At 68.2% G+C, this 23,956-nt stretch carries 23 protein-coding genes and 1 pseudogene; 11 read left to right on the forward strand and 13 right to left on the reverse strand.

Annotated features, from left to right (window positions below):
* Position 1: 1 nt before the first annotated feature.
* From SBI80_RS24475 to SBI80_RS24505, 7 genes and pseudogenes are all read right to left on the reverse strand, one after another.
* Positions 2-1,822, reverse strand: a complete 1,821-nt coding sequence (locus SBI80_RS24475; protein WP_318977445.1) for a glycoside hydrolase family 15 protein — start codon at positions 1,820-1,822, stop codon at positions 2-4.
* On the reverse strand, positions 1,815-3,227 hold the full coding sequence (gene zwf, locus SBI80_RS24480; protein ID WP_318977446.1) for a glucose-6-phosphate dehydrogenase: 1,413 nt from the start codon (positions 3,225-3,227) through the stop codon (positions 1,815-1,817). The genes SBI80_RS24475 and zwf overlap by 8 nt, the downstream gene beginning before the upstream one ends.
* Positions 3,224-4,603: a mycothione reductase gene (locus SBI80_RS24485; protein WP_318977447.1), complete on the reverse strand. Its 1,380-nt coding sequence runs from the start codon at positions 4,601-4,603 to the stop codon at positions 3,224-3,226. The genes zwf and SBI80_RS24485 overlap by 4 nt, the downstream gene beginning before the upstream one ends.
* A gap of 38 nt (positions 4,604-4,641) precedes the next feature.
* On the reverse strand, positions 4,642-5,187 hold the full coding sequence (locus SBI80_RS24490; RefSeq protein ID WP_318977448.1) for a hypothetical protein: 546 nt from the start codon (positions 5,185-5,187) through the stop codon (positions 4,642-4,644).
* 62 nt (positions 5,188-5,249) lie between these two features.
* Positions 5,250-6,050 carry a class II aldolase/adducin family protein gene (locus SBI80_RS24495; protein WP_318977449.1) on the reverse strand — a complete coding sequence of 267 codons (801 nt, stop codon included), beginning with the start codon at positions 6,048-6,050 and terminating at the stop codon, positions 5,250-5,252.
* Between the two features lie 153 nt (positions 6,051-6,203).
* Positions 6,204-6,946, reverse strand: a pseudogene (locus SBI80_RS24500) (methionine ABC transporter permease).
* Positions 6,943-7,959, reverse strand: a complete 1,017-nt coding sequence (locus SBI80_RS24505; protein ID WP_318977450.1) for a methionine ABC transporter ATP-binding protein — start codon at positions 7,957-7,959, stop codon at positions 6,943-6,945. The pseudogene SBI80_RS24500 and the gene SBI80_RS24505 overlap by 4 nt, the downstream one beginning before the upstream one ends.
* Positions 7,960-8,089: 130 nt before the next feature.
* Here SBI80_RS24505 and SBI80_RS24510 point away from each other — a divergent pair, with 130 nt between their 5' ends.
* The 3 genes from SBI80_RS24510 to SBI80_RS24520 all read left to right on the forward strand — a co-directional run bounded on the left by SBI80_RS24510 (position 8,090) and on the right by SBI80_RS24520 (position 11,328).
* Complete coding sequence (locus SBI80_RS24510) at positions 8,090-9,001, forward strand: MetQ/NlpA family ABC transporter substrate-binding protein (RefSeq protein WP_318977451.1); 912 nt, start codon at positions 8,090-8,092, stop codon at positions 8,999-9,001.
* Entirely contained in the window at positions 8,998-10,356 is a 1,359-nt protein-coding gene (locus tag SBI80_RS24515) for an LLM class flavin-dependent oxidoreductase (RefSeq protein ID WP_318977452.1), read from the forward strand. The genes SBI80_RS24510 and SBI80_RS24515 overlap by 4 nt, the downstream gene beginning before the upstream one ends.
* Before the next feature lie 129 nt (positions 10,357-10,485).
* Positions 10,486-11,328 carry an alpha/beta hydrolase family protein gene (locus SBI80_RS24520; protein WP_318977453.1) on the forward strand — a complete coding sequence of 281 codons (843 nt, stop codon included), beginning with the start codon at positions 10,486-10,488 and terminating at the stop codon, positions 11,326-11,328.
* On the opposite strand, the gene SBI80_RS24525 is transcribed toward SBI80_RS24520, so the two are convergent.
* The 4 genes from SBI80_RS24525 to SBI80_RS24540 form a co-directional block, all read right to left on the reverse strand.
* Positions 11,329-11,679 (reverse strand): ArsR/SmtB family transcription factor, encoded by a 351-nt coding sequence (locus SBI80_RS24525; RefSeq protein WP_318977454.1) that lies wholly within the window; start codon positions 11,677-11,679, stop codon positions 11,329-11,331.
* A 2-nt stretch (positions 11,680-11,681) separates the two neighbouring features.
* Positions 11,682-12,929, reverse strand: coding sequence for an MFS transporter (locus tag SBI80_RS24530; RefSeq protein ID WP_318977455.1), 1,248 nt, complete (start codon positions 12,927-12,929; stop codon positions 11,682-11,684).
* 122 nt (positions 12,930-13,051) lie between these two features.
* Entirely contained in the window at positions 13,052-13,267 is a 216-nt protein-coding gene (locus SBI80_RS24535) for a hypothetical protein (RefSeq protein WP_318977456.1), read from the reverse strand.
* A gap of 189 nt (positions 13,268-13,456) precedes the next feature.
* Positions 13,457-14,017: a TetR/AcrR family transcriptional regulator gene (locus tag SBI80_RS24540; protein ID WP_318977457.1), complete on the reverse strand. Its 561-nt coding sequence runs from the start codon at positions 14,015-14,017 to the stop codon at positions 13,457-13,459.
* Between the two features lie 119 nt (positions 14,018-14,136).
* Here SBI80_RS24540 and SBI80_RS24545 point away from each other — a divergent pair, with 119 nt between their 5' ends.
* Both SBI80_RS24545 and SBI80_RS24550 read left to right on the forward strand, forming a co-directional pair.
* The gene (locus SBI80_RS24545) at positions 14,137-15,144 is read left to right on the forward strand and encodes an amidohydrolase family protein (protein WP_318977458.1); all 1,008 of its coding nucleotides are present in this window, start codon (positions 14,137-14,139) and stop codon (positions 15,142-15,144) included.
* A 62-nt stretch (positions 15,145-15,206) separates the two neighbouring features.
* Complete coding sequence (locus tag SBI80_RS24550; protein WP_318977459.1) at positions 15,207-15,554, forward strand: DoxX family protein; 348 nt, start codon at positions 15,207-15,209, stop codon at positions 15,552-15,554.
* Here the strand turns inward: SBI80_RS24550 and SBI80_RS24555 are convergent.
* Both SBI80_RS24555 and SBI80_RS24560 read right to left on the reverse strand, forming a co-directional pair.
* Positions 15,551-16,735, reverse strand: a complete 1,185-nt coding sequence (locus SBI80_RS24555) for a MalY/PatB family protein (RefSeq protein ID WP_318977460.1) — start codon at positions 16,733-16,735, stop codon at positions 15,551-15,553. The two genes, SBI80_RS24550 and SBI80_RS24555, sit on opposite strands and share 4 nt — an antisense overlap.
* A gap of 134 nt (positions 16,736-16,869) precedes the next feature.
* Complete coding sequence (locus tag SBI80_RS24560) at positions 16,870-17,526, reverse strand: TetR/AcrR family transcriptional regulator (protein ID WP_318977461.1); 657 nt, start codon at positions 17,524-17,526, stop codon at positions 16,870-16,872.
* A 336-nt stretch (positions 17,527-17,862) separates the two neighbouring features.
* Between SBI80_RS24560 and SBI80_RS24565 the strand changes: the two genes are divergently transcribed.
* The 6 genes from SBI80_RS24565 to SBI80_RS24590 all read left to right on the forward strand — a co-directional run bounded on the left by SBI80_RS24565 (position 17,863) and on the right by SBI80_RS24590 (position 23,764).
* Positions 17,863-18,717 carry an NmrA/HSCARG family protein gene (locus SBI80_RS24565; protein ID WP_318977462.1) on the forward strand — a complete coding sequence of 285 codons (855 nt, stop codon included), beginning with the start codon at positions 17,863-17,865 and terminating at the stop codon, positions 18,715-18,717.
* Positions 18,718-18,893: 176 nt separating this feature from the next.
* On the forward strand, positions 18,894-20,753 hold the full coding sequence (gene dnaK, locus SBI80_RS24570; protein WP_318977463.1) for a molecular chaperone DnaK: 1,860 nt from the start codon (positions 18,894-18,896) through the stop codon (positions 20,751-20,753).
* Positions 20,750-21,370 carry a nucleotide exchange factor GrpE gene (grpE, locus tag SBI80_RS24575; RefSeq protein ID WP_318977464.1) on the forward strand — a complete coding sequence of 207 codons (621 nt, stop codon included), beginning with the start codon at positions 20,750-20,752 and terminating at the stop codon, positions 21,368-21,370. Before dnaK ends, grpE begins: the two co-directional genes overlap by 4 nt.
* A 36-nt stretch (positions 21,371-21,406) precedes the next feature.
* Complete coding sequence (dnaJ, locus tag SBI80_RS24580) at positions 21,407-22,585, forward strand: molecular chaperone DnaJ (RefSeq protein WP_318977465.1); 1,179 nt, start codon at positions 21,407-21,409, stop codon at positions 22,583-22,585.
* 27 nt (positions 22,586-22,612) lie between these two features.
* Positions 22,613-22,999: a heat shock protein transcriptional repressor HspR gene (locus SBI80_RS24585; RefSeq protein ID WP_318977466.1), complete on the forward strand. Its 387-nt coding sequence runs from the start codon at positions 22,613-22,615 to the stop codon at positions 22,997-22,999.
* A gap of 30 nt (positions 23,000-23,029) precedes the next feature.
* The gene (locus SBI80_RS24590) at positions 23,030-23,764 is read left to right on the forward strand and encodes a GAP family protein (RefSeq protein ID WP_318977467.1); all 735 of its coding nucleotides are present in this window, start codon (positions 23,030-23,032) and stop codon (positions 23,762-23,764) included.
* Positions 23,765-23,956: the final 192 nt, after the last annotated feature.

Raw genomic sequence — 23,956 nt, forward strand, 5'->3', positions numbered from 1 at the left:
CCTATTCGTCGAGTGCGCGGTCGAGGTTGATGGCCGCGCTGATCAATGCGAAGTGGGTGAAGGCCTGCGGGAAGTTGCCGACCTGGTCGCCGGTGGCGCTGACCTGTTCGGCATACAGCCCGACATGGTTGGCGTAGGTGAACATCTTCTCCAGAGCCAATTGTGCGTCGTCGTGGCGGCCTGCGCGAGTGAGTGCCTCGACGTACCAGAACGAACACAGCGAGAACGTACCCTCCTCGCCATCCAGACCGTCCGACTCCGGGCTGTACCGGAAGACCAGGCTGTCGGTGACCAGTTCCTGCTCCACCGCCTCGAGGGTGGACAGGAACTTCGGGTCGGCGGGGGACAGGAACTTCACCATCGGCATCAGCAGCACGCCCGCGTCGAGCTCGCTACCGCCCTCGGTCTGCGTGAAGGCCTGTAGCTCCTCGTTCCAGCAGCGGGTCATGATCCGCTCGTATATCTCGTCGCGCACCCGGGACCAGCCGGCGAGGTCACCGGGCAGTCCGCGCTGCCGGGCCACCCGGATGGCTCGTTCCAGCGCGACCCAGCAGAACAGCCGGGAGGTGGTGTACGCCTGGTCTTCTCCGCGGACCTCCCACATCCCGCGGTCGCGGCGGTCCCAGTTGTCCATCACCCAGTCGACGACTTCGACGACGTCACGCCACGCGTCGCTGCTGATGCCCGCACCGTACTTGTTGAACAGATAGACCGAGTCGATCAGCTCGCCGTAGATGTCGAGCTGCAGCTGATCGACCGCCGCGTTGCCGACACGCACCGGCTTGGAATCCCGGTAGCCGCCCAGGTGATCGAGTTCGACCTCCTCGGTGGGACGGTTGCCGTCGATGTCGTAGAGCACCCGAAGCGGGCCGAGGCCGTTCTTCTCCCGGCGTTCCTCGCCGAGGCGCTCGGACAGCCAGCCGATGAAGGCCTTGGCCTCGTCGGTGAACCCGAGGCGCAACAGGGCGTAGAGACTGAAGCCGGCGTCGCGCACCCATACGTATCGATAGTCCCAATTGCGGCTTCCCCCAATGAATTCGGGAATGCTGGTGGTGGGTGCGGCCACGACGGCCCCGGTGGGCTCGTGGGTGAGCAGCTTGAGCGTGATCGCCGAACGGTGCACCATCTCACGCCATCGGCCGACGTACCGGGACTGGCTCAGCCAGGAGCGCCAGTACGACGTCGTGGCGTCAAGCAGCGAATCGGTCAGGTCGACGGTGTTGCACGACGGCAGGTCCTCGCCGTCGAGGATCTCGAGCACGAACAGCGCGGTGTCGCCCTTGGTGAGTTCGACGTCAGCGGTGACCGTGGTGTTGTCGTCCTCCTCCTCGATGGTGAGGTCCACCGACGCGATGAGGCCGAGACGCACGCCGTCACCGGTGATCAGCACGCCGTCGCCGCTGTCCTCGGCGTGGCAACGCTGCCGGCCGTAGTCCGGTCTGGCGTCCACCCGCATTCGCAGCTGGATCTTGCCGCGCACCCCGCTGACCCGGCGTACGACGCGCTGGCGGTGCTGAGGATCGCCGACTCCGAGCACGGGCATGAAGTCGTGCACCTCGGCGACCCCGTCCGGGGTCAGGAAGCGGGTGATGAGGACGGCGGTGTCCGGGAAGTAGAACTGCTGAGTGCGCGAGACCTCGCCGATGGGGGAGAGCTGCCAGCACCCTCCGCGTTCCTCGTCGAGGATGGCGCCGAAGACACTCGGTGAATCGAAGCGTGGTGAGCAGAACCAGTCGATGGTGCCGTTGGTGCCGACCAGCGCGCAGGTGCGCAGATCGCCGATCAATCCGTGATCGGCGATCGCGGGCCAACCGTCAGGCATCGGGCAGCCGCCAGCCCCGAGGACCTGCCAGGGCGATCGCGTCGTCCGGCCCCCAGGAGCCGCGCGCGTAGGGCTGCGTGGCAGGCGGGGCGTCGAGCACCGGTTGGCAGATCTGCCACAGCCGGTCGACCTCGTCGGCCCGGGTGAACAGCGTCTGGTCCCCGCGCATCACGTCGAGCAGCAGCCGCTCGTAGGCCTCCAGCGGGGTGTCCTCCGGGTCCTCGTCGGCCAGGTCGAGTTGAAGCTGCAGTGGCATCAGTTCGAGGTCCGGTCCCGGCCGCTTCGCCATCAGTTCGACGTCGAAACGCGGTGAGTCGCTCAGCTCGAGCACCAGCTGGTTGGGTCCGAAGCCGGGCTCGCCGAAGCGGCCCGTCGGCGGGGTGCGGAACGTCAGGGTGACGGTTCGGCGGGTGGCGCCGAGTGCCTTGCCGGTGCGCAGCAGGAACGGAACGCCCTGCCATCGTTCGGTGTCGACGAACGCCTCGAGGGCGACGAACGTCTCAACCGTCGAGTCGTCGGCCACCCCCTCCTCGTCGCGGTAGCCCTCGTACTGCCCGAACACCACCCGCTCGGGGTTCAACGGCTTCATGGCGGCGAAGACCTTGGACTTCTCGTTGCGCAGCGACGTCTCGTCGAGGTGCACCGGCGGTTCCATCGCCACGAAGCCGAGCACTTGGCACAGGTGTGTCGAGATCATGTCGCGAAAGCAGCCGGTGGACTCGTAGAAGGAGCCACGGCCCTCGATCGTCAACTCCTCGGGTACGTCGATCTGCACCGAGGCGAGATGCTCGCGGTTCCAGGCGGGTTCGATCAGTCCATTGGCGAAGCGCAGCGCCAGGATGTTCTGCACCGCTTCCTTTCCGAGGAAGTGGTCGATGCGGTACACCTGATCTTCGGCGATCACCTTCTTCAGCGCGGCGTCCAGTTCGCGGGAGGACTGCAGGTCGGTGCCAAACGGCTTCTCCACCACCACGCGCGCGCCGTCGGTGAGGTGTTCGCGGCCGAGCATGCCGATCATCGACTCCATGGCGGTCGGGGGCACCGACAGGTAGATCAGCGTGCGGCCGTCCTCGCCGAAGCGCGAATGCGCCTCGCGGACGGCGGCCGCCAGGTCCGCACCGTCGTCGGCATCGGAGACCTGAAAGCGCAAGCGCCCCAGGAGATCGTCGACGACGGTGGAATCGAGGTCCTCGACGGACTCCTGCAGGCTGCTGCGGACCTGCTGGCGGAACTCGTCGTCGGAGCCGGGTGAGTGCCGCCCCGAGCCGATCACGGCGTACTCCTCCGGCAGACGCGCGGCCGCGGCCAGCCGGTACAGGCCGGGAAACAGCTTGCGCTTGGCCAGATCTCCCGTGGCGCCGAAGAGCACGAAGACGTGCGGGCCCGGGCGCTGCTGGCCGCTCATGCGGCGGCCGGGGTGTCGAGGAGGGCGTTCTCGACGACTTCGGTGAGCGCGGGATGTATCCAGTACGGGCGATTGGCGAGATCGCTTGCCGTAATCCGGAATTCGATGGCCACGACGAACACTTGGATGAGCGTCGAAGCCTGCGGGCCGATCACGTGCGCACCGACGATCAGGTCGGTGGCGTCGTCGACCAGCACCTTGCAGAATCCGTCGGACTCTTGCATCGCCCAGCCGTAGGCCACGTCGGAGTAGGGGGTTCGGCCGACCCGGTAGTCGAGATGGCGCTCGCGACACTGCTGCTCGGTCAGGCCCACCGAAGCCATCTGCGGGGCGGTGAAGACCGCCGACGGCACGTTGTCGTGGCTGATGGAGCGCAACCGGTCCGGGTGCACGAGGTTGTGGGCGACCACCTCGGCCTCGCGATTCGCGACGTGCTTGAGCGGGACGCCGACGCTGACGTCACCAAGGGCGAAGACTCCCTCGGCGCTGGTGCGGCAGAACTCGTCGACCTCGATCCTGCCGCGCTCGTCGACGTCGATGCCACCGGCGGTCACGTGCAGGCGATCGCCGTTCGGCGTCCGTCCGACGGCCACCAGCAGCAGGTTCGCGGCTACCGTGCTGCCGTCGGCCAGTGTGAGCAGGAGGTCACCGGGGGTCCCCTCCAGGCGCGTCACCTCCGTGCCGAGACGCAGGTCGTAGCGCTCGCGCATCAGCTCGGTGAAGGTCTTGCGGACCTCGTCGTCCTGCGGCCCGCCGAGCAGGACGTCTGACTGGTCGATGACGGTGATCTGGCTGCCCGCGGCGGAGAAGACGTGGGCCAACTCGGCCGCGATGTAACCGCCGCCGAGCACTGCCAGCCGGCGCGGGACGGCGTCGATGCGCATGATGGTGTCCGAAGTCTCGTACGGCAGACCGGAATCCGCGACCACTGGGGGAATGACGGGGCGCCCGCCCGCGGCGACGACGATCCGGTCGGCCGTCAACTCCTGGACCTCGCCTTCCCGATCGGTGACGGTGAGCCGACGGGGGCCGGTGAAGGTGGCGTGGCCGTCGTAGTAGGTGACGTTGGGAGAGTCCTGACGGTCCTTGCGTCCCTCATTCGAGGTGGCATCGGTGCGGCCGAACACGCGATCGCGGACGTCGGTCCACCGCATGCCGTCGAGGCGGGCCGAGACGTCGAATTCGGGTGCCGCATTCACGGTGTCGACGACGTCGGCGGTATGGGCGAGCATCTTCGACGGGATGCAACCGTAGTTCAGGCACGTACCGCCGGCGCGGCGTTCCTCGATGATGGCGATGTCCCACTCGGACATCGCCGCGTTGATGACGGTGTTGCCGGAGCCGGTGCCGATGATTGCCAGATCGTGATGCTTCACCGGGCCTAACTTCCCGGCGGGGGGCATCGGCTAAACCCTTAGAACGCCTCGACTCCCTGGATGGCCACGGTCATGCCGTGCCGGGTCGCGTCGTTGGTGAAGCGGGTGCCGTTCTCGGACGCCGCGATGGTCCACCCCACGGCGGAGTAGGTGCGGTAGTCCAGGGTGACGACGGGGATGTCGCCGAGGTTGCCGACGATCCAGCGCAACTGACCGTCGGCAGTGACCTGGACGCCGTTGGCCGGTGAGCCGTCGACCGCGGGCGGATTGGTGAACGGCGCTTCACAGCCGACGCTGGAGGCGCTGAGCTGACAGCGCGTCTGGCCGGACTTCGTGGTGATGAAGACGTAGCCGTTCTGTGGTGCGAGCGCCTCGGCGGGTGGCGGCGCGGCCCTCGGTGACGGGACGGGCGGTGGGCTCGGTGAGGCGGAGGTGGGTGTGGTGCGCGAGGGCAGCGAGGTCGGAAAGCTGGGCTCGGTGGGGTTGCCGCCGTTGCTCTGGGGATTGCCGGTGAGCGTGGTCTGGCAACCGGCCAGCAGCGTTCCCACCGCCAGCGCGCTCGCCGCGATCAGCCGTGCCTTCATCGTCACCAGGCTACGCAGGTTGGGGCGCGAGTTACTGCAGTGACTCGCGCCGAATCGCGGGGTCAGTCGAACAGGTCGGGCTGTTCGCGGGTGATCTTGGCGAACAGCGGCTGGAAGCTGAACCAGCCGGCGAAGTGGCTGCCGACCTGACCCCGCGTCAGCGCGGCCATCTCGTCGTCGATCAGCACGGGGGCGCCGGCCGCCTCCGCCATCAACTGCGCCTGGCAGGACCGCTCCATGGTGATGAACCACCAGGCAGCCTCCTCGACGGAGTGGCCGACGGTCAGCAGGCCGTGGTTGCGCAGGATGGCCGCCTTGCCGTCGCCGAGCGCATGCGCGATGCGCTTGCCCTCCTCGGTGTCGAGGACCACCCCGGAGTAGGCGTCGAACAGCGCGTGGTCGCCGTAGAAGGCGCACGCATCCTGCGTGATCGGATCGAGCAGCCGACCCAGGGTGGACCACGTCTTGCCGTACACCGAGTGCGAGTGCGCGGCCCCGATCACGTCGGGGCGAGCGGCGTGCACCTGCGAGTGGATGGCGAACGCCGCTTGGTTGACGGGGCGGTCCCCGTGCACGATCTCGCCGTCGTGGCGGACCAGCAACAGGTCGCTCACCCTGATGTGCCCGAAGTGCATGCCGAACGGGTTGACCCAGAAGTGGTCCGTGAACTCGGGGTCGCGGGCCGTGATGTGCCCGGCCACGCCCTCGTCGAAGCCGAATCTGCTGAACAGCCGGAAGGCGGCGGCGAGGTTCTGCTTGCGGTGCAGCCGCTCCTCCTCCACCGTGCGGTCGGTGCGGGGCAGCAGGGCCGCGGTGTTGCCGCCGGCAAGCCTCTTGGCGTCTTCGACTCCGTCGTCGGTCATGGCGTCGATCGTACGGCCGTCAGCGCAGCGGCAGCAGGATGTCCTTCACGCTGGGGTCGGTGGCCAGGTACTGCTGAACCGCCGGATCCCCAGCGGAACACCGGCGTTGCGGCGGTCTCGCGGATGTCGCATCCCTGGCGACGGCCTTTCGTCTCAGACGGCGGTGGCGCGTCTGCGGGGGATGCGGACGGCGCCGGCGGCGAGTCTGCGATGTGGGGTGGTGAAGCGGACCAGCGCGTCGCCGATGAGCTGGACCGCGGCGACGGTGACGACGAGGATGACGATGGTGGCGAGCATGACCCCTTGGTCGAACCGCTGGTAGCCGTATGTGACTGCCACGTAACCGATTCCACCCGCACCGATGGTGCCTGCGATGGCGGAGTACTCGATCATCGCGATGACGTTGATGGTCAGTCCGCCGAGAATGGACGGGACGGCCTCGTTGAGTTGCGCGGTGCGGATGATCTGCAACCGGGAGGCACCCGAGGCGCGCGCCACCTGGACGACGGCGGGCGGCACCGAGCGCAGCGAGTTCTCGACGATCCGGGTGAAGAAGGCGATGCCAGCCAACGACATCGGCACCACCGCGGCGGCGATGCCGATGTTGGTGCCGGTGATGAAGCGCGTGAACGGCATGATCGCCGCCATCAGGATCAGGAAGGGCAGGGATCGGCCGATGCTGATGTGATCCAGCTCAACGTGGTGTGCAAGGGCTGGTTCTCGAAGAGGCCACCGGGTGCGAGGTTGTGCACCGCCGCTCCCAGCGGCACGCCGACGACCACCACGATGGCCATGACGATGCCCACCATGATCAGGGTGTCCAGCAGCGCGGGCAGCAGCAGTGCGGGTAGCTCGCCGACGGGTACCTTGGCGTTGGCCAGGAGCGTCTCGGTCATGCCACTCCCTCAAGTCGCGTCGGTACCGACTGCACGCGGTCGGTGTCCGCGGACAATCCGTAGCGGACCAGGACGTCGCGCACCCGATCGCCCAGCTCGGCGGAGGCGCCGAGGGTGACGCCGCCGATGCTGGTGCCGCCGACCACCTGCACCGACGCGCCCAGCACCGACAGGGGAACGCCGAGGTCCTGACTCGCCCTGCTGATCCAGTCCGGCGGGACGTCGGGTGCATCGTAGATGACATGCCAGACCCGTTGTCCTGCAGCCGGATCAGCGTCCACGCGATGGGGTCGCAGTTCGGCGCCCAGCGAGGATGCCGGATCGGTCAGCAGATCGACCAGGCGTCCGGACTCCACGATCGTGCCGTGATCCAAGCGGGCCACCGAGTCGGCGATCTTGAGCACCGTGTCCATCTCGTGGGTGATGAAGACGATGGACAGATCGAGGTCGTCGCGCAGCTCCCTGATCAGCTCGACGACGGAGTCCGTGGTCGTCGGATCCAGACCCGCCGTCGCCTCGTCGGACAGCAGGACCGACGGCCGCAGGGCCAGTGCGCGAGCGATGCCGACGCGCTGCCGCTGCCCACCGGAGAGCTGGAAGGGGTAGTGCCCCGCCCGCTCCGAGAGTCCCACCCGGTCCAGCAGCTCGGCGACGCGCCTGGCGATCTCGGCCTTGGTGACGCCCAGGTACTCCAGTGGCAGAGCGACGTTCTCGGCCGCGCTGCGGCGTTCCATCAGACCGGCAGCCTGGAAGACGGTGCCGATGCGTCTGCGAGCGACCCGCAACTTGCTGGTCGACAGCGTGGTCAGGTCCTCGCCGTTGACCACCACCGAACCGGAGGTGGGTGGCGTCAGGAGGTTGATGCATTGCGCGAGCGTGCTCTTGCCCGCCCCGCTAGGCCCCACGACAGCGAGGATCTCTCCGGCATCGACGTCGAAGGTGATGTCGTCGAGCACCACGGTGTGCTGCTCACCGTGACCGTAAACCTTGGTCAGATTGGTCAGTTGGATCACCGGGGAAGGCTCCCAGGGCTGCTCGGGATGAGACAGTGTTGCGATCAGCACGAGTGCAGCACCGAGTGATTGGCGCCAGGCTGAGCGAAAACCTGTTGACTCCCGCGTCGTCCTGGTGAGCTGTTCGACGATGAGCATCGATGAATCGACGACCGACGCCGGCACGCACGGCTTCACCATCGCCAGACGGCGCCGCTGGCCATACCTCTTGGTTGCCATCGTCGTAATCGTGGCGGCAGCAACCTATTTCCTGTTCTTCCGATCCGGCGGCTCGACGTCGGCCAATGAAACGGCCGGGGCCACCCTCGAGGTGGTGTACCTCGACTCCAACCCGGCCGAGAAGCGCATCATCGAATACATCGCCAAGGAGATCGCACCCTCCTACGACGTGAAGGTCGCGGCGGTCGGGCTCGGTGACAGCACCCAGATCAACAGTGCGATCAGCGATGGGCGCTACGCGGGCACCATCTTCCAGCACCGGCACTGGTTGCAGCAGGTGCTCGACGCCAATCCGAGCTTCAAGGAGCAGGCCGCGACCGGGCCGTTCTTCCACTGGGTCTTCGGCATCTGGTCGGACAAGTACCGCACGCCGCAAGAGATCCCCGACGGGGCGAGCGTGTCGCTGCTCGCCGATCCGGCGAACAATGCCCAGGGGATCTGGTATCTGGCGCAGGCGGGGTTGATCACTCTCAAGCCGGGCGCCGACATCACCGCTCTCACACAGAACGACATCGCGACCAATCCCAAGCATCTCAAGTTCACGCTGTTGGACTTCGGAGCCCAGCCGCGTGCCCTTCCCGACCTGGATGCGATCGTCGGCTATGCCGAATCGTTCCTCGCCGCAGGTGTTTCCGAGGACAAGCTGATCTTCGCGCCAAAGTCTCCCGACGAGTTCGCCTCGGTCCTGACCGTTGGCTCCAACTACGTCGACACGGCCAATGTGCAGAATCTGATCAAGGCGTTCAAGGATCCGCGGGTGCAGACGTTCATCGCCCAGGACCCCGAGGTCAAGAAGCTCGCGCTGCCGGGTCAACCGGGATGACCGGCGGCCGGGAACTGCATCTCGGGGTCAACGTGCTGTCCGACGGCATGCACCCGGCGGCGTGGCAGCACCCGAGTGCCGACCCGACGTGGTTCACCGACCCGGCGTATTGGATCGACGTCGCCAGGACCGCCGAACGCGGCACCCTGGACGCGCTCTTCCTGGCCGACAGCCCGTCGCTGTTCCAGGAACCCGAGAAGCCTTTGGTAGCACCCCCGCTGGCGCTGGACCCGATCGTCCTGCTGTCCACCCTGGCTTCGGTCACCACCCACCTCGGGCTGATCGGCACGGTGTCCACCTCGTTCGAGGAGCCCTACAACGTCGCGCGTAGGTTCGCCTCGCTGGACCATTTGAGCCGCGGCCGGGTGGCGTGGAACGTGGTGACCAGTAGCGACCCGTTCGCCTGGAACAACTTCGGCCGGGCCGACCGCCCGTCCGAGCAACCGAATCGGCGCGAGAGATACCGCCGCGCCGGTGAATTCATCGACGTGGTGCGGGCGCTGTGGGATTCGTGGGACGACGACGCCGTGATCGGTGACAAGGCGACCGGAGCGTTCAGCCGGGTCGGCGCGATCGGCACGATCGGACATCGCGGTGAGTACTTCAGCGTCGACGGGCCTCTCACGCTGCCTCGCTCACCGCAGGGCCATCTCGTGCTGTTCCAGGCGGGTGGCTCCAGCGGTGGCCTCGACCTGGCGGCGCGCTATGCCGACGGGGTCTTCGCGGCGCAGGCGTCGCTGCCGGATGCGCTGCGCAACGCCGACGACCTGCGGGCCCGCACCGTCGCCTACGGCAGGCCGCGCAACGCGATCCGGATCATGCCCGGCCTGTCCTTCGTGCTGGGCAGTACGGAGGAGGAGGCGCAGCGGCGCAACCGCGAACTCAACGAGCTGGCGGGTGAGCGCAGGCTGGCGCACCTGGCCGGCCAGATCAGCGTCGACGTCTCCGAACTGGAATGGGACGAGCCGCTGCCGTCGTGGCTGCTCGACGGTGCCGAGGCCACCGGGGGATCGCAGGGCGCCCGCGACGTCGTGGTCAACCTGGCACGTCGGGAGAACCTCACCGTTCGGCAGATCCTCGACCGCGTGATCACCTGGCACCGGTTGGTGGTCGGCTCGCCCGAACGCCTCGCCGATGCCATCGAGGAGTGGTTCACCGCCGGCGCGGTCGACGGTTTCAACCTGATGCCGGACGTGTTCCCCTCGGGGCTGGAGCTCTTCGTGGACCACGTGATCCCCATCCTGCGGGACCGCGGGTTGTTCCGCCGCGAGTACACCCACACCACGCTGCGCGGCCACCTCGGCTTGGCCAGGGTTCCCGATCGCCGCGACCGCGAGGCGTCGCGCGCGGGTTGACCGTCCTGGTCTGGATGGAGACCTTTGGGTTAGGCCACCTCCGGTGTGGAGCCGACGGTTCAAGACGTCCATGCGAACCGCGGGTGGGGGCGTCCAGAACCCGCACACTCGGCGTGCTTGCATGGGTGCATGACAACGCCCCGCTGCAATCGTCGCAGTGCGCTCGGTCTGGCCGCGGGTGTGGCTGCGGCGCTGGCCGGGTGCTCGACGGGCGCGCCGCGGGCGCGGGGCGACGATGATCGTCTGGTGCGCTTCACCTACGGCGAGCATCCCAGTCAATACGCCGAACTGACGCGGCCGGAGGGACCGGCGCCGGCACCGGTGGTGGTGATCATCCACGGTGGTTACTGGTCGGCGAACTACGGCGCCGAGCTCGGCCGTCCGCTGGCCACCGACCTGGTGAACCGGGGGTACGCCACGTGCAACGTCGAGTACCGCCGCATGGGCGACGGGGGCGGATGGCCTGCGACGGGGCAGGACGTGGCGGCCGCCGTCGACGCGCTGCACGGCCGGTCGGACGGACTCGACTTGAAAAACGTGATTGCACTTGGTCATTCGGCGGGAGGTCAGCTGGCGGGCTGGTTGGCGGCCCGTCGCGACGGCGCCGTTCGGCTGCGTGGCGCCGTGCTCCAGGCAGGTGTGCTCGACCTGGTCCGCGGTTCGGCGGAGAGGCTAGGAGGGGGCGCCGTGGACGGCTATCTGGGTGGCTCACCCCAGGAGGAACCACGGGCCTACGCCGAGGCGTCGCCGATCGCACTGCTGCCCTTCGGCGTCGCCTCGGTTTGCGTCCACGGCACCGCCGACACCCTGGTGCCGCTGACCCAGTCCCGGGACTTCGTCGCGGCTGCGCGCCAGGCGGGGGACACCGCGGAACTGCACACCTTCGACGGCGATCACTTCGCACCGATCACCGTGGGCACCGAGGCCTGGGGCCTGTGCGTGGACGGCGTGCGGCGGTTGACCGGGCGCTGACTAGGGGTGCGGCGTGGCACCCGTGACGACGTGGTCGGCGTGGTTCATACCCTCGCGAACCAGGCGCGCGAGGTGCCCGTCGCGGATCTGGTAGATCACCCGTCTGCCGTCCTTGCGGGCATCGACCAGACCAGTGAGCCGCAGCTTGGCCAGGTGTTGGCTGACGGCGGTGCGGGAGGCGCCGCAGGCCGCGGTCAGGGCGGTGACGTCGGCCTCGGCGTCGGCCAGCAGCCACAGGATGTGCAACCGGGTGGGATCGGCCAGCATGCGGAAGGTGTTGGTCGCGGCCTCGAGGTGATCGGGGTCCGGCGCCAGGACGTGCGCCGGCGCGCTGCCGTCACCGACCCCCATCGTCAACCCCTCCCGGTGAACACCAACTCCCGATTCTGCGGCGCGCGCGACGGCCACGCCCGGGCTGCCGCGACGGCTGCCATCGTAGCGAGCGCCGTCAGGGTGGCTGCCGCGGTGACCTGACCGACTGTCGCGCCCACCCAGCCGGCGATCGGATACGTCAGCAGGAAGCACGCGTGCGAGGTGGCGAACTGTGCGGTGAACACCGAGTTACTCGTCGCCGAATTCGACTCGGCGCGAAGCAGTCTCGCCGAAGGCGTGGTGATCAGTGAGCAGCCCGCACCCAGCACCGCCCAGCTGACGGCCAGCAGCGGCCACCCGATCGCCGGGCTCGGTCCGGCGCCCAATAGCGCGGTCGTGGCGACCAGACCGGCCGGGACGACGACGCAGCCGGTCAGCATCACCGTGCGGTCGGTGACCGTGTTCAGCACGCGGGGCAGCACCAGAGCCACTGCCATGGAGCCGGCCCCGTAACACGCCAGCGCCGCTGCCACGTCGGTGCTCGCACCGCCGAGGAGGCCGTGGACGTAGACCACGGTGTCGACGACGACGAGGCCCGTCGCCGCCGCGACGACGAGGTTCATCGCGAGCAGACTGCGCAGCACCGGGCTCGCGGACATGATGGCAACTCCGCCGGTGATGCGTTGGCGCACCGTCGCCGTCGCGGCAGTCGGCGTCAGGTGCGGCAGCCGGGTGCCCAGCACCAGCACGGCGGATGCGACGAAACCCGCTGCGGTGCCGAGGAACAGCAGGTGGTAGCTGATCACCGTCAGCAGCACGGCCGCGAGGGCCGGGCTGACGAGTGCCTCGAGGTCGTACGCGAGCCGGGAGAGGGACAGCCCCCTGGTGTAGTCGGCGACGTCGGTCAGGATGGCGGGCAGTACCGACTGGAACGTCGGCGTGAAGGTTGCCGACGCGGCCTGCAGCAGGAAGATCAGCACGTAGATCTGCCAGGTCTGATCGACGAACGGCAGCAGCAGGGCGATGGCCGCCCGGATCGCGTCGGCCGACATCAGGAGCGTCTTGCGGGCCACCCGATGCGTCAGCGCGGTGATCACCGGGGCGACGGCGACGTAGGCGACCATCTTGATCGCGAGCGCCGTGCCGAGCACGGCACCAGCGTCGGATCCGGCGATCCCGTAAGCCAGCAGCCCGAGCGCGACCGTGAGCAGACCGGTCCCGACGAGGGCCACGACCTGCGCCGCGAACAGGCGCCGGTAGGCGAGGTGACGCAGGACGGCGATCGGCATCGTCACACTCTAGCAATCAGGTGCGCACACGTGCACATGTAGTGGTCCGTGACGAACACCAGGCCCTCCCCCGGGGATTGGTTGGGGAGGGCCTGGTGGGTTCGTGGACGCTGACCTGCGGGTTACCTTCCGGTCAGGTGGGCGATGTAAGCGGGGCCGTGGTTGCCGTACCAGCCGGGGCCGACGGTCGGAGCCGGGGTGGCGTAGGTGCCGGGGCTGAAGCTGTTGCCCGGGCCCTGGGGGTTGGTGTTGGTGGCGGCGCTGGCGGCGCCGGCCAGGCCGAGGGCGGCGGCACCGGCGATGGCGGTGGCGGCCAGGGTGCGGGTGATGATGTTCATGTCGAACTCCTTTGATCGAGTGGGTGTTTCGGCGTTGAGATGACTATCCCGCGGTTTCGTGGGCTGGTCTGTCGGGCAGGCGGTGGATGACGGGGTGGAAACCCGTGTCCCCCGATCGGGGGAACGTCGAAGCGCCGGTGACATCTGGTCAGCACGCCGAGGCGGGTGGGCGCCGACGAGGGGTGGTCGTCATCGAAGGCTCGCCAGGAAGGCCTGCGCCGCGTCGTGCACCCGGTCGTGCTCGCCCGTGGCCAGCAGGTCGAGCAGGAGCCCACGGATCGTGGCGATCACCAGGGTGGCTCTTCGTGCCGCGGTGGCGGGTTCGATGTCGGGACCTTGCACCTCGCACAGTGAGCTCATCCAGTCGGCCACCACCTGATCGAGAAACTCCGCGAACTGTCGCGGTGCTTGCAAGGCGCGACCGTAGACAGCGAAGAAGAGTCGAAACTCCGAACTCCGCTCGGGGTCGGAGGTCCACTCCCAGGCGGTGCGCGCCGCTGTCGCGAGATCCGCCGGGCCGGCCAGCATCTCGTCGATGCCCGCGACGAGGCGTCCCCGCAAGCGCTGCAAGACCGCCTGGAACATCTGTTCCTTGGTGCCGAAGTGGTGGACGAGCGTGTTGGGCGTCACCCCCAGGGCGGCGGCAACGGGCCGCCAGGTCAATTCCGAGAACCCGTGTTCGGCCGCATAGTCGGTGATGGCGTCCAGCAGCTCCGCCCGTCGATGCAGGTCTACCGGTCGTCCGGTCATGGGGGGCCTCCTGGGCGTTGCGGTTGCGCATTCCTTGTACGAGCGTATAACTAAGTGGGAGGCCGGCGACTTCCCCGGCTGTTCCGGCCATCCGGCCACCTCGAGATGAAGGAGGCGCCATGGCACCACACGTCGGCGGCAGCATGAATGTCGTTGGCCTCGAGGAACACATTGCCACGGCCGACCTGTTCGCGGCCTGGCGACGGCATGGCGCCCGTGACCTGGCGATGCAGCTGACCGAACGAGTTGCGCAACCGTTGATGGATCTCGGCGAGGGGCGGCTGACCGCGATGGACACCGCCGGCATCGATACCGCGGTGCTGTCCATCACCACACCCGGGTTGCAGCAGCTGCCTCCAGCCGAGGCGCTCGCCTTGCAAGCTCCGACCAACGACGTCATCGCCGATGCGGTAGGCCGTCACCCCGACCGCTTTCAAGGCTTCGCCACGTTGGCGACGTCCTCGCCGGATCGGGCGGCACGCGAAGTCGAACGCTGCATCGTCGACCTCGGGCTGCACGGGGTGATGCTGCACAGTCTTGGTGGCAGCGATTTCCTTGATGCACGGCGGTATTGGGGCATCTTCGAAGCAGCAGCGTACTACGGTGCGCCGCTCTACCTGCACCCCAGCTCGCCGCCCTCCGCCGTGGCGGGCACCTACTACCGCGGCCTCGGTGACGCCGTCGGCGGACTCCTGCAGACTGGCGCGCCCGGTTGGCACTACCAGACCGGCATCGCGCTATTGCGCCTGATCCTGGCCGGGCTCTTCGACCGTTATCCAGACCTGCACGTCATCGTGGGGCACTGGGGCGAGATGGTCCTGTTCTATCTCGACCGCTTGGCCCTGCTGGACGGCTTCGCCAGCCTGGACCGCCCGCTCCGCGACTATTTCCGATCCAACGTGTTCATCACCCCGGGCGGCATCGCCAGCCACCAGTACCTTCGCTGGGCCGTCGAAGTCGTCGGTGTCGACCGCATCATGCATGCCACCGACTACCCGTTCAACGGCCCAACGGACTTCTCCGCGCGCGACTTCCTCACCGCGGCCGCCCTCGGCGCAGACGATCAGCGGAAGATCTCGTCGGAGAACTGGAACACCGTCCTACGGCAGATCCGCCGGAAGCCCTGAAAACCGTTGGGCAACAGACTGTGCGGCTGTGACGTCGCCGGAAGTGGAGAAAGGAAGTGGTCATGCACATCGCGGCCCTCGTGCTATCCCTCGTGCTTGCGCTCGCCATGCTGGCATCGGGGGTGATGAAGCTCATCCGCGCACCGAGGATCGTCGCCCTGATGGCGGCGGTCAACGTCACCCCACCGCAGCTCACCATTCTTGGAGGGCTGCAGGTCGCCTCGACCATCGGCCTGATCGCCGGCATCTGGTTCCCGCCGCTGGCGATCGCCGCCGCCATCGGCCTGGTGCTCTACTTCAGCGGCGCGATCGTCGCCCATGTGCGTGCCGGTGATCGCGCCATGCAGGGAGCGATCTTCTTCCTCGTACTGGCGGTCGCCACCCTGGCCACGCTCTTCCTGGACGCCTAGGGTCTCGCCCGGCGCTGCTCGGCCGCCGCGTTCGCCATGGCATCGACTGCGGCAGCGAGGATTGTGCCACTGGTTGCGAAGTTCAGCCTGACGAACCCGCCTCCGGATTTGCCGAAGCGAAGGCCGGGTTCCAGGGCTACCCGGCCCTCGTCGAGGAAGACGTCGCGCGTCACGTCTGCCTCGCCGAGTGCGGTGCAGTCGAGCCAGGCGAGGTACGTCGCCTGCGGCGGCGACCAGGTGATCTCGGGCAAGGCGGTGTGCAAGAGCATCCCGAGCTGGGTGCGCCGGGCGTCCAGCGTTCGCAGCAGGAGGTCCAGCCACGGCTCACCGTCGGTCCATGCTGCGACTGCAGCGATGACGCCGAAATGCCCCACGCGCCAGCGCGTATCGGGAGGAAGCTCGGCCACGATCGACGCCATGGCCGGGTCGGCGGTGACGATGCAGGCACATTTGAGAGCGGCCAGGTTCCAGGCCTTGCTGGCCGAGAGGACGGAGATGGCGACCTCGGCCGCTCCGGGAACGGTGAGCAGCGGGGTGAACGTCGCACCGGGCAGGGCCAGCGGTGCGTGGATCTCGTCGCTGATGACGACGACGCCGTACCGGTGTGCCAGCTCGACGAGTCCGGCGAGCTCCTGCGGGGTGTGTACCCGGCCGACGGGATTGTGGGGGTTGCACAGCACGTAAGCAACTGCGCCGGCGGTGAATTCGCGTTCGATCAAGTCGAGGTCCAAGGCCCAGCCGTGCTCGCCGCGCCGAAGCGGCGCCTCGATCAGCCGCGCGCCACTTTCGGCGATCCAGTCGAAGAACGGCGGGTAAACCGGCGGACTGATCACCACCGATCCACCACCAGCTGTCACGACGCGGAGGAGCTCGCTGACCCCCACCCCTACGTCGGTCACGGCGGTGACCTGAGCGGGATCGATCTGCCAGGACCACCTCCGCGCCGAGAATCCGGCCAGTGCTACCCCGAGATCGGGTGCCGCGTAGGCGTACCCGGTATCGGACCGGTTCACCGCATCGCGCAACTGATCGGCGATGACCGGTGCCAGCGGATAGTCCATCTCCGCGACGGTCAGCGGCAAGACGTCGCGTGGGTAGGTGCGCCACTTGGCGCTACGCCGCTGCCGCAGCACCGGCAGCGGATCGACGTCGAGCTCGAGCAACGGGTGCGGGTCGGGCATCACGTCTCCCAGGTTGCCGTGATCACGGTGACCAACGCCGGCCGACTCGACAGCCTCCCTCGGTAGCCACGCCTGCCGCCTCTCTTTTCCGGACGAAATAGTCCGTTTAAGTGTATGCCGATCTCGGGGCAATGTCAGTCGAGGTGAGCGCCGAAGGCGGCTTCGACGTCGTCGCGGGTGACGGCCGGCGCCGGCAGGTCGCGGGCATCGGTCGCCTGCAGGCCATGCACGAACAGGGTGACGTGGCGGTGGGCGATGTTGGCCGAGAAGGGGCCGTGCGGCAGCGGTTGGGTGATCATCGCGCCGCAGGCGATGACGTCGGTGGCGTTGACGTCGGCGCGCACGGTTCCCTCGGTGCGCCCATCGGCCAGAAACCGCTCCAGGGCCTGGTTGATGCGTCGTCGGGCGGCGATGGAGGTGGGGTCGCTCAAGGGTGGTGCCCCGCGCAGGGGGAGTACCAGTTGATCTCCCAGGCGCAGGCATTCCTCCAGATAGGCCTGCACCGCAGGGGCGCCGGTGCGCCCGGATTCGGCGATGCGGTCGAGTGCGGCGATGAGCAGCCCGTAGGCGCGGTGCTCGAGGGCATGCAGCAGGGCGGTCCGGTCGCGATACCCCCGATAGAAGGTGCCGACGCCGACGCCGGCCGCCTCGGCGATGTCCGCGAGCGGAACGTTGCGCCCGCGGCGGCCCATCAACTCGGCAGCGACCATGAGAATGCGTTCCCGATTGACGAGAGCGTCCTGGCGTACCGCGCGCCGGCGCGCCGCCTCGCCCGTGCGCCCGTCGGTCATCCGTCGAGTGTCGCACTACCCCCGGACGCCAGAAGTCGCGACGCAGCGATGCGGTGACCGGGGCCGACGGTTGCCCGGGTCTCGGCAAGACGCATCAGATCCGGCGCGCCGCGTTGTCGAGCTCGATAGCGATTCGTGCACCCGCAGTTGCGCTCACCGCAACCGCGCGTGCACGAATCGCCCTCAGGGCACTCATGACGACTCGCATTCACGGCTTCCATTGCCCGAATGCCGGAGGCGACCTAGCCTACCGTTATGCGGAATATTTCGTCCGCTAAATCGCGTCGCCGCAATTGCCGCGACGTCCGGTGCCGTATCTCGCGAGTGGAGTAGAACGTGGTGCTATCTGGAGTGGTCGCCGTCGTCGGAGCAACCGGACAGCAGGGCGGCGCGACCGCGCGGGCCCTGCTCGACGCCGGGGTGACGGTACGGGCGCTGGTCCGCGACCCGGACAAACCGGCCGCGCGGGATCTGGAGGCTGCCGGGGCACGGCTGGCCCTCGCCGACTTCGACGACGCCGCGAGTCTGCGCGCGGCCTTCGACGGCGTCGCCCGTGTCTTCGCGATGACCACGATGTCGTCGGGCCGGGGCACGACGGGTGAGGTCGACGACGGCATCCTCATCGCGGACGCCGCCAGGTCCGCCGGCGTCGAGCATCTCGTCTACAGCTCGGTGGGCGGCGCGGCGCGCCACACCGGCATCCCGCACTTCGAGAGCAAGCGCCGCGTCGAGGAGTACATCGAAAGCCTCGGCATCCCAGCCACATTCGTGCGACCGACGTTCTTCTACGACAACCTGGCGAGCCAGTCGTCGGCGCCCGAGGACGGCGCCATCGTCGTGCGCCTGCCCATACCCGACGGCGTTCCGCTGCAAATGGTGGCCGTCGACGACATCGGCGCCGTCGCCGCCGCGGTGCTCGTCGACCCGTCCCGCGTACCCGCGGGTGCGGTCGAGATCGCCGGCGACGAGTTGACCGGCTCGCAGATCGCCGACGCCTTCGGCCGCCGCGCCGGGCTTCCGGCCCGCTTCGAGGCGCTGCCGGCCGCGGCCGCCGGCGACGACGACCTTCGCGCGATGTTCACGTGGTTCGCCACGCCGCCGTCCTATCAGGCAGATCGGGCGCTCACCGCCGAACTCGACCCGGGACTGCAATCGTTCGAACGATGGCTCGATCGGCACTGGGCCCCCTAGCGCTCACTGGTCGTCGAGACCGCACCAGGAACAAAGTCTGCCCCCGCGTCCGTTGGGCCTTACGACAACTTGAGTGAGGCTGACTCAACTCTGGCTTGACATCCGCACGTTTGGGGGAGCAAGCTTGAGCGTGGTCCACTCAGACCCGTAATACTTCTATACAGGAGGCAGTAACTATGGCTCGTGCGGTCGGTATCGACCTCGGGACCACGAACTCCGTCGTCTCGGTACTCGAAGGCGGAGAACCCGTCGTCGTCGCTAACTCCGAGGGCTCGCGCACCACGCCCTCCGTCGTCGCGTTCGCTCGCAACGGCGAGGTGCTGGTCGGTCAGCCCGCCAAGAACCAGGCAGTGACCAACGTCGACCGGACGATCCGTTCGGTCAAGCGCCACATCGGCACCGATTGGTCCGTCGAGATCGACGGCAAGGACTACACCCCCCAGGAAATCAGCGCGCGCATCTTGATGAAGCTCAAGCGCGACGCCGAGAGCTACCTGGGTGAGGACATCACCGACGCGGTGATCACCGTGCCCGCGTACTTCAACGACGCCCAGCGCCAAGCCACCAAGGAAGCCGGCCAGATCGCCGGCCTCGAGGTGCAGCGCATCGTCAACGAGCCCACCGCGGCGGCGTTGGCCTATGGCCTGGACAAGGCCGACAAGGACCAGACCATCCTGGTCTTCGACCTCGGTGGTGGCACGTTCGACGTCTCGCTTCTCGACATCGGCGACGGTGTCGTCGAGGTCCGCGCGACCTCCGGCGACAACCACCTCGGTGGCGACGACTGGGACGACCGGATCGTCACCTGGCTCGTCGACAAGTTCAAGGCCTCGGCCGGCATCGACCTGACCAAGGACAAGATGGCCATGCAGCGGCTCCGTGAGGCGGCCGAGAAGGCCAAGATCGAGCTGTCCAGCTCGCAGAGCACCTCGATCAACCTGCCCTACATCACGGTCGACGCGGACAAGAACCCGCTGTTCCTCGACGAGCAGCTCAGCCGCGCCGAGTTCCAGAAGATCACCCAGGACCTGCTGGACCGCACCCGCAAGCCGTTCCAGTCGGTCGTCTCCGACGCCGGCATCTCGGTCTCCGAGATCGACCACGTGGTGCTCGTCGGTGGTTCCACCCGCATGCCCGCGGTGACCGATCTGGTCAAGGAGCTCACCGGTGGCAAGGAGCCCAACAAGGGCGTCAACCCCGACGAGGTCGTCGCGGTCGGCGCAGCCCTGCAGGCCGGCGTGCTGGCCGGTGAGGTCAAGGACGTGCTGCTGCTCGACGTCACGCCGCTGAGCCTCGGCATCGAGACCAAGGGTGGCGTGATGACCAAGCTCATCGAGCGCAACACCACGATCCCCACCAAGCGGTCGGAGACCTTCACCACCGCCGACGACAACCAGCCGTCGGTGCAGATCCAGGTCTTCCAGGGTGAGCGCGAGATCGCGTCGGCCAACAAGCTGCTCGGCAGCTTCGAGCTGACCGGCATCCCGCCCGCCCCGCGTGGCACGCCGCAGATCGAGGTCACCTTCGACATCGACGTCAACGGCATCGTGCACGTGACGGCCAAGGACAAGGGCACCGGCAAGGAGAACACGATCAAGATCCAGGAGGGCTCCGGCCTCTCCCAGGAGGACATCGATCGGATGATCAAAGACGCCGAGGCGCACGCCGAGGAGGACCGCAAGCGTCGCGAGGAGGCAACCGCCCGCAACGACGCCGAGGCGCTGGTCTACCAGACGGAGAAGTTCGTCAAGGAGCAGCGTGAGGCCGAAGGTGGATCCAAGGTCCCCGAGGAGACGCTCGGCAAGGTCGAGTCCGCCATCGCCGACGCCAAGTCCGCGCTGGAGGGCAACGACATCACGGCCATCAAGTCCGCGATGGAGAAGCTCGGCGTCGAGTCCCAGGCCCTCGGCCAGGCGATCTACGAGGCCACTCAGGCCGAGCAGGCCGGCGGCCAGGGCGGCAGTGGTTCTTCCAACGCTGACGACAACGTGGTGGACGCGGAGGTCGTCGACGACGACGAGCAGGAGCGCAAGTGACCCAGGAGAACGATCCGCACGAGCCGGTGACCGTCACCGACAAACGGCGCGTCGATCCCGTCACGGGTGAAGTTCGAGAAGCCGCAGGCGCGGCGCCGGCCCCTGGTGGGTCGGCGCCGGAGCCGGCGGTGGAGTCGGACGAGGCCGCCGAACTGAAGGCGACGTTGCAACGGGTCAAGGCGGAGTACGACAACTACCGCAAGCGCGCGGTGCGCCAAGAGCAGGCGGCCGCCGAACGCGGCAAGGCCTTCGCGGCCACCCAGCTGTTGCCCGTGCTCGACGATCTCGAGCGGGCGCGCCAGCACGGTGACCTGGAGGCCGGGCCGCTGAAGTCGGTGGCCGACAAGCTCACTGCGGCGCTGCAGGCCATCGGGCTGGTGCCCTTCGGTGCGGAGGGCGACGCGTTCGACCCGTCGCTGCACGAGGCCGTTCAGCACGAGGGTGACGGCACCAACCCGGTGATCGGCACCGTCATGCGGCAGGGCTACCGCCTCGGCGATGGACCGGTCTTGCGGCACGCGATGGTCGGGGTCGTCGACTCGGTCGGCGACACGACCGACGTTGGGGCCGCCGATGGCGTCCAGGACGACGGCGAGAACTCAGAATCAGAACGATAAGTCGACGACGAGCGGCTGGTGAGGAGGTGACGCAGCATGGTCCAGCGAGAGTGGGTTGAGAAGGACTTCTACAAAGAACTCGGCGTCTCCTCCGACGCCACCGAGGACGAGATCAAGCGGGTCGCCCGGAAGTTGATGGCCGAGAACCATCCCGATCGCAACCCGAACAACCCCAAGGCCGAGGAGCGCTACAAGGCCGTCGGTGAAGCCAAGGACGTTCTCACCGACAAGGCCAAGAGGGCCGAGTACGACGAGACCCGTCGGTTGTTCGCCAACGGTGGCGGTCGGCGCTTCGGTGGCGGCGCCCCCGGGGGCAACTTCGGTGGATTCAGCGGCGACGGAGTCGAATTCAACCTCGGCGACCTGTTCGACGCGGCTCCGCAGACGGGCGGCGCCAACATCGGCGACCTGTTCGGCGGGTTGTTCGGCCGCGGTGCGCAACAACCGCGGCCCAGCCGCCCGCGGCGGGGCAACGACCTGGAGACCGAGACGGAACTGTCGTTCCTCGAGGCCACCAAGGGCGTGGCGATGCCGCTGCGGCTGACCAGCCCGGCGCCGTGCACCAATTGCCATGGCAGCGGCGCGCGCCCGGGCACCAGCCCCAAGGTGTGCCCGAACTGCAACGGCGCGGGTGTGATCAATCGCAACCAGGGTGCCTTCGGGTTCTCCGAACCGTGCACCGAGTGCCGGGGCAGCGGCTCGATCATCGAAGAGCCGTGCGACGAGTGCAAGGGCACGGGGGTGACCACGCGGACCCGCACCATCAACGTGCGGATCCCGCCGGGCGTCGAGGACGGCCAGCGCATCCGGCTCGCCGGACAGGGCGAGGCCGGCCTGCGGGGAGCGCCCTCGGGCGATCTGTTCGTCACCGTGCACGTGCGGGCGGACAAGGTCTTCGGCCGAAGCGGTGACGACCTCACCGTGACGGTTCCCGTCAGCTTCCACGAACTTGCGCTGGGCACAACGCTTTCCGTGCCGACGCTGGAGGGCAAGGTCGGTGTGCGGGTGCCCAAGGGAACCTCCGACGGCCGGATCCTTCGGGTGCGTGGGCGCGGCGTGCCCAAGCGGTCGGGCGGTCACGGCGACCTGCTGGTCACCGTGAAGGTCGCGGTGCCGCCGAACCTCGAAGGGGAGGCGGCCGAAGCGCTGGAGGCCTACGCCAAGGCCGAGCGGGCGAGCGGTTTCGACCCGCGGGCCGGATGGGCTGGTGCGTAATGGATTGGGCACGCGAGGAGCAGTGACATGGCCAAGCGCAACAACGACGAGGCCCGCACGTTCCTGATCTCGGTGGCCGCTGAGCTGGCGGGCATGCACGCCCAGACGCTGCGGACCTACGACCGGCTCGGCCTGGTCAGTCCGCAGCGCAGCTCGGGCGGCGGCCGGCGGTACTCCCAGCACGACGTCGACCTACTGCGGGAAGTCCAGCGACTGTCGCAGGACGAAGGCGTCAACCTGGCAGGCATCAAGCGGATCATCGAGCTGACCAATCAAGTGGAAGCGTTGCGCTCCCGGGTCAGCGAGATGGCCGAGGAGCTGGACCGGCTGCGGGCCAACCAGCGCCGCGATCTGGCCGTCGTGCCGAAGAGCACGGCGCTGGTGGTCTGGCAGCCGCGCCGCGGCGCCAAGTAGCAACCCCAGCCGCCGGGTAGGGTTTCGGCGGTGTGGGCCGCGGTGTTTGTATTCGCCGTCATGGCGATGTGGGATCCGGTCCGAGTCGGCGTCGCGGTGTTCGTCGTGGCGAGGTCGCGGCCGGTCGCCAGCCTGTTCGTCTTCTGCATCGGCGGGATCGCCTCGAGCCTCGCCATCGGCCTGGCGGCGGTCTTCCTGCTGCGCAGCACCACCGAGCGATTGATCCGGGACGCCTCGGCGTCCACCAATGCGGTCGACCAGGCACACGTCAAGATCGGGCTCGGGGTCCTCGCGCTGGTGTTCGCAGCGGGTTTGTTCATCCGGCAGCGGACCCGACGGCCGGTGCATCACGTCGCCAAGCCGGTGAGCGAGGCTCCCATTTCGGAACGGCCATCGGACCCGACACTGGTGGCCCGGCTCTCGGCGAGGGGGCGCTCGCTGCTGCGCAAGCAGTCGCTGTGGGTGGCGTTCCTCGCCGGCCTGTGGGCCGGACCCGGCCCGCACGTCGAATTGATCGGCGCCCTCGGCGTCATCCTGGCCTCCGGGGCAGCCGCGCAAACGCAGGCGGCCGCGGTGGTCGTGTACACGATCGTGTCGTTCGCCTTCGCCGAAATCCCGCTCGTCAGTTATCTGGTGGCGCCGGAGCGGACGTCGATGTTTCTGAACCGGGTGCCGGAATGGTTGCGGGCCCGCCGCGCCGGGGTGGTCGCCGTCGCGTTGAGCGTGCTGGGGACCTACCTGGTGGTCAGTGGCGCGCTCGGTTAGCGTTTGAGCGCGCGGTCGCGCCATGACTGCAGATCAGACCACCGTCTCCCGGCAGCCGTAGATGAGGTCCGGAAGAGTGCGATCGTCCGACCTGCGGCAGCTCTCGGTAACGGACTTTCACACTCGTGATTCAGCGGCGGCGTGTTCGCTATTCTCTTCGCGTTCATCCGCGATTTCTTTGCATTCGAAAAG

Origin of the sequence: Mycolicibacterium sichuanense (assembly GCF_033741125.1) — a bacterium.
Taxonomy (GTDB): Bacteria; Actinomycetota; Actinomycetes; order Mycobacteriales; family Mycobacteriaceae; genus Mycobacterium.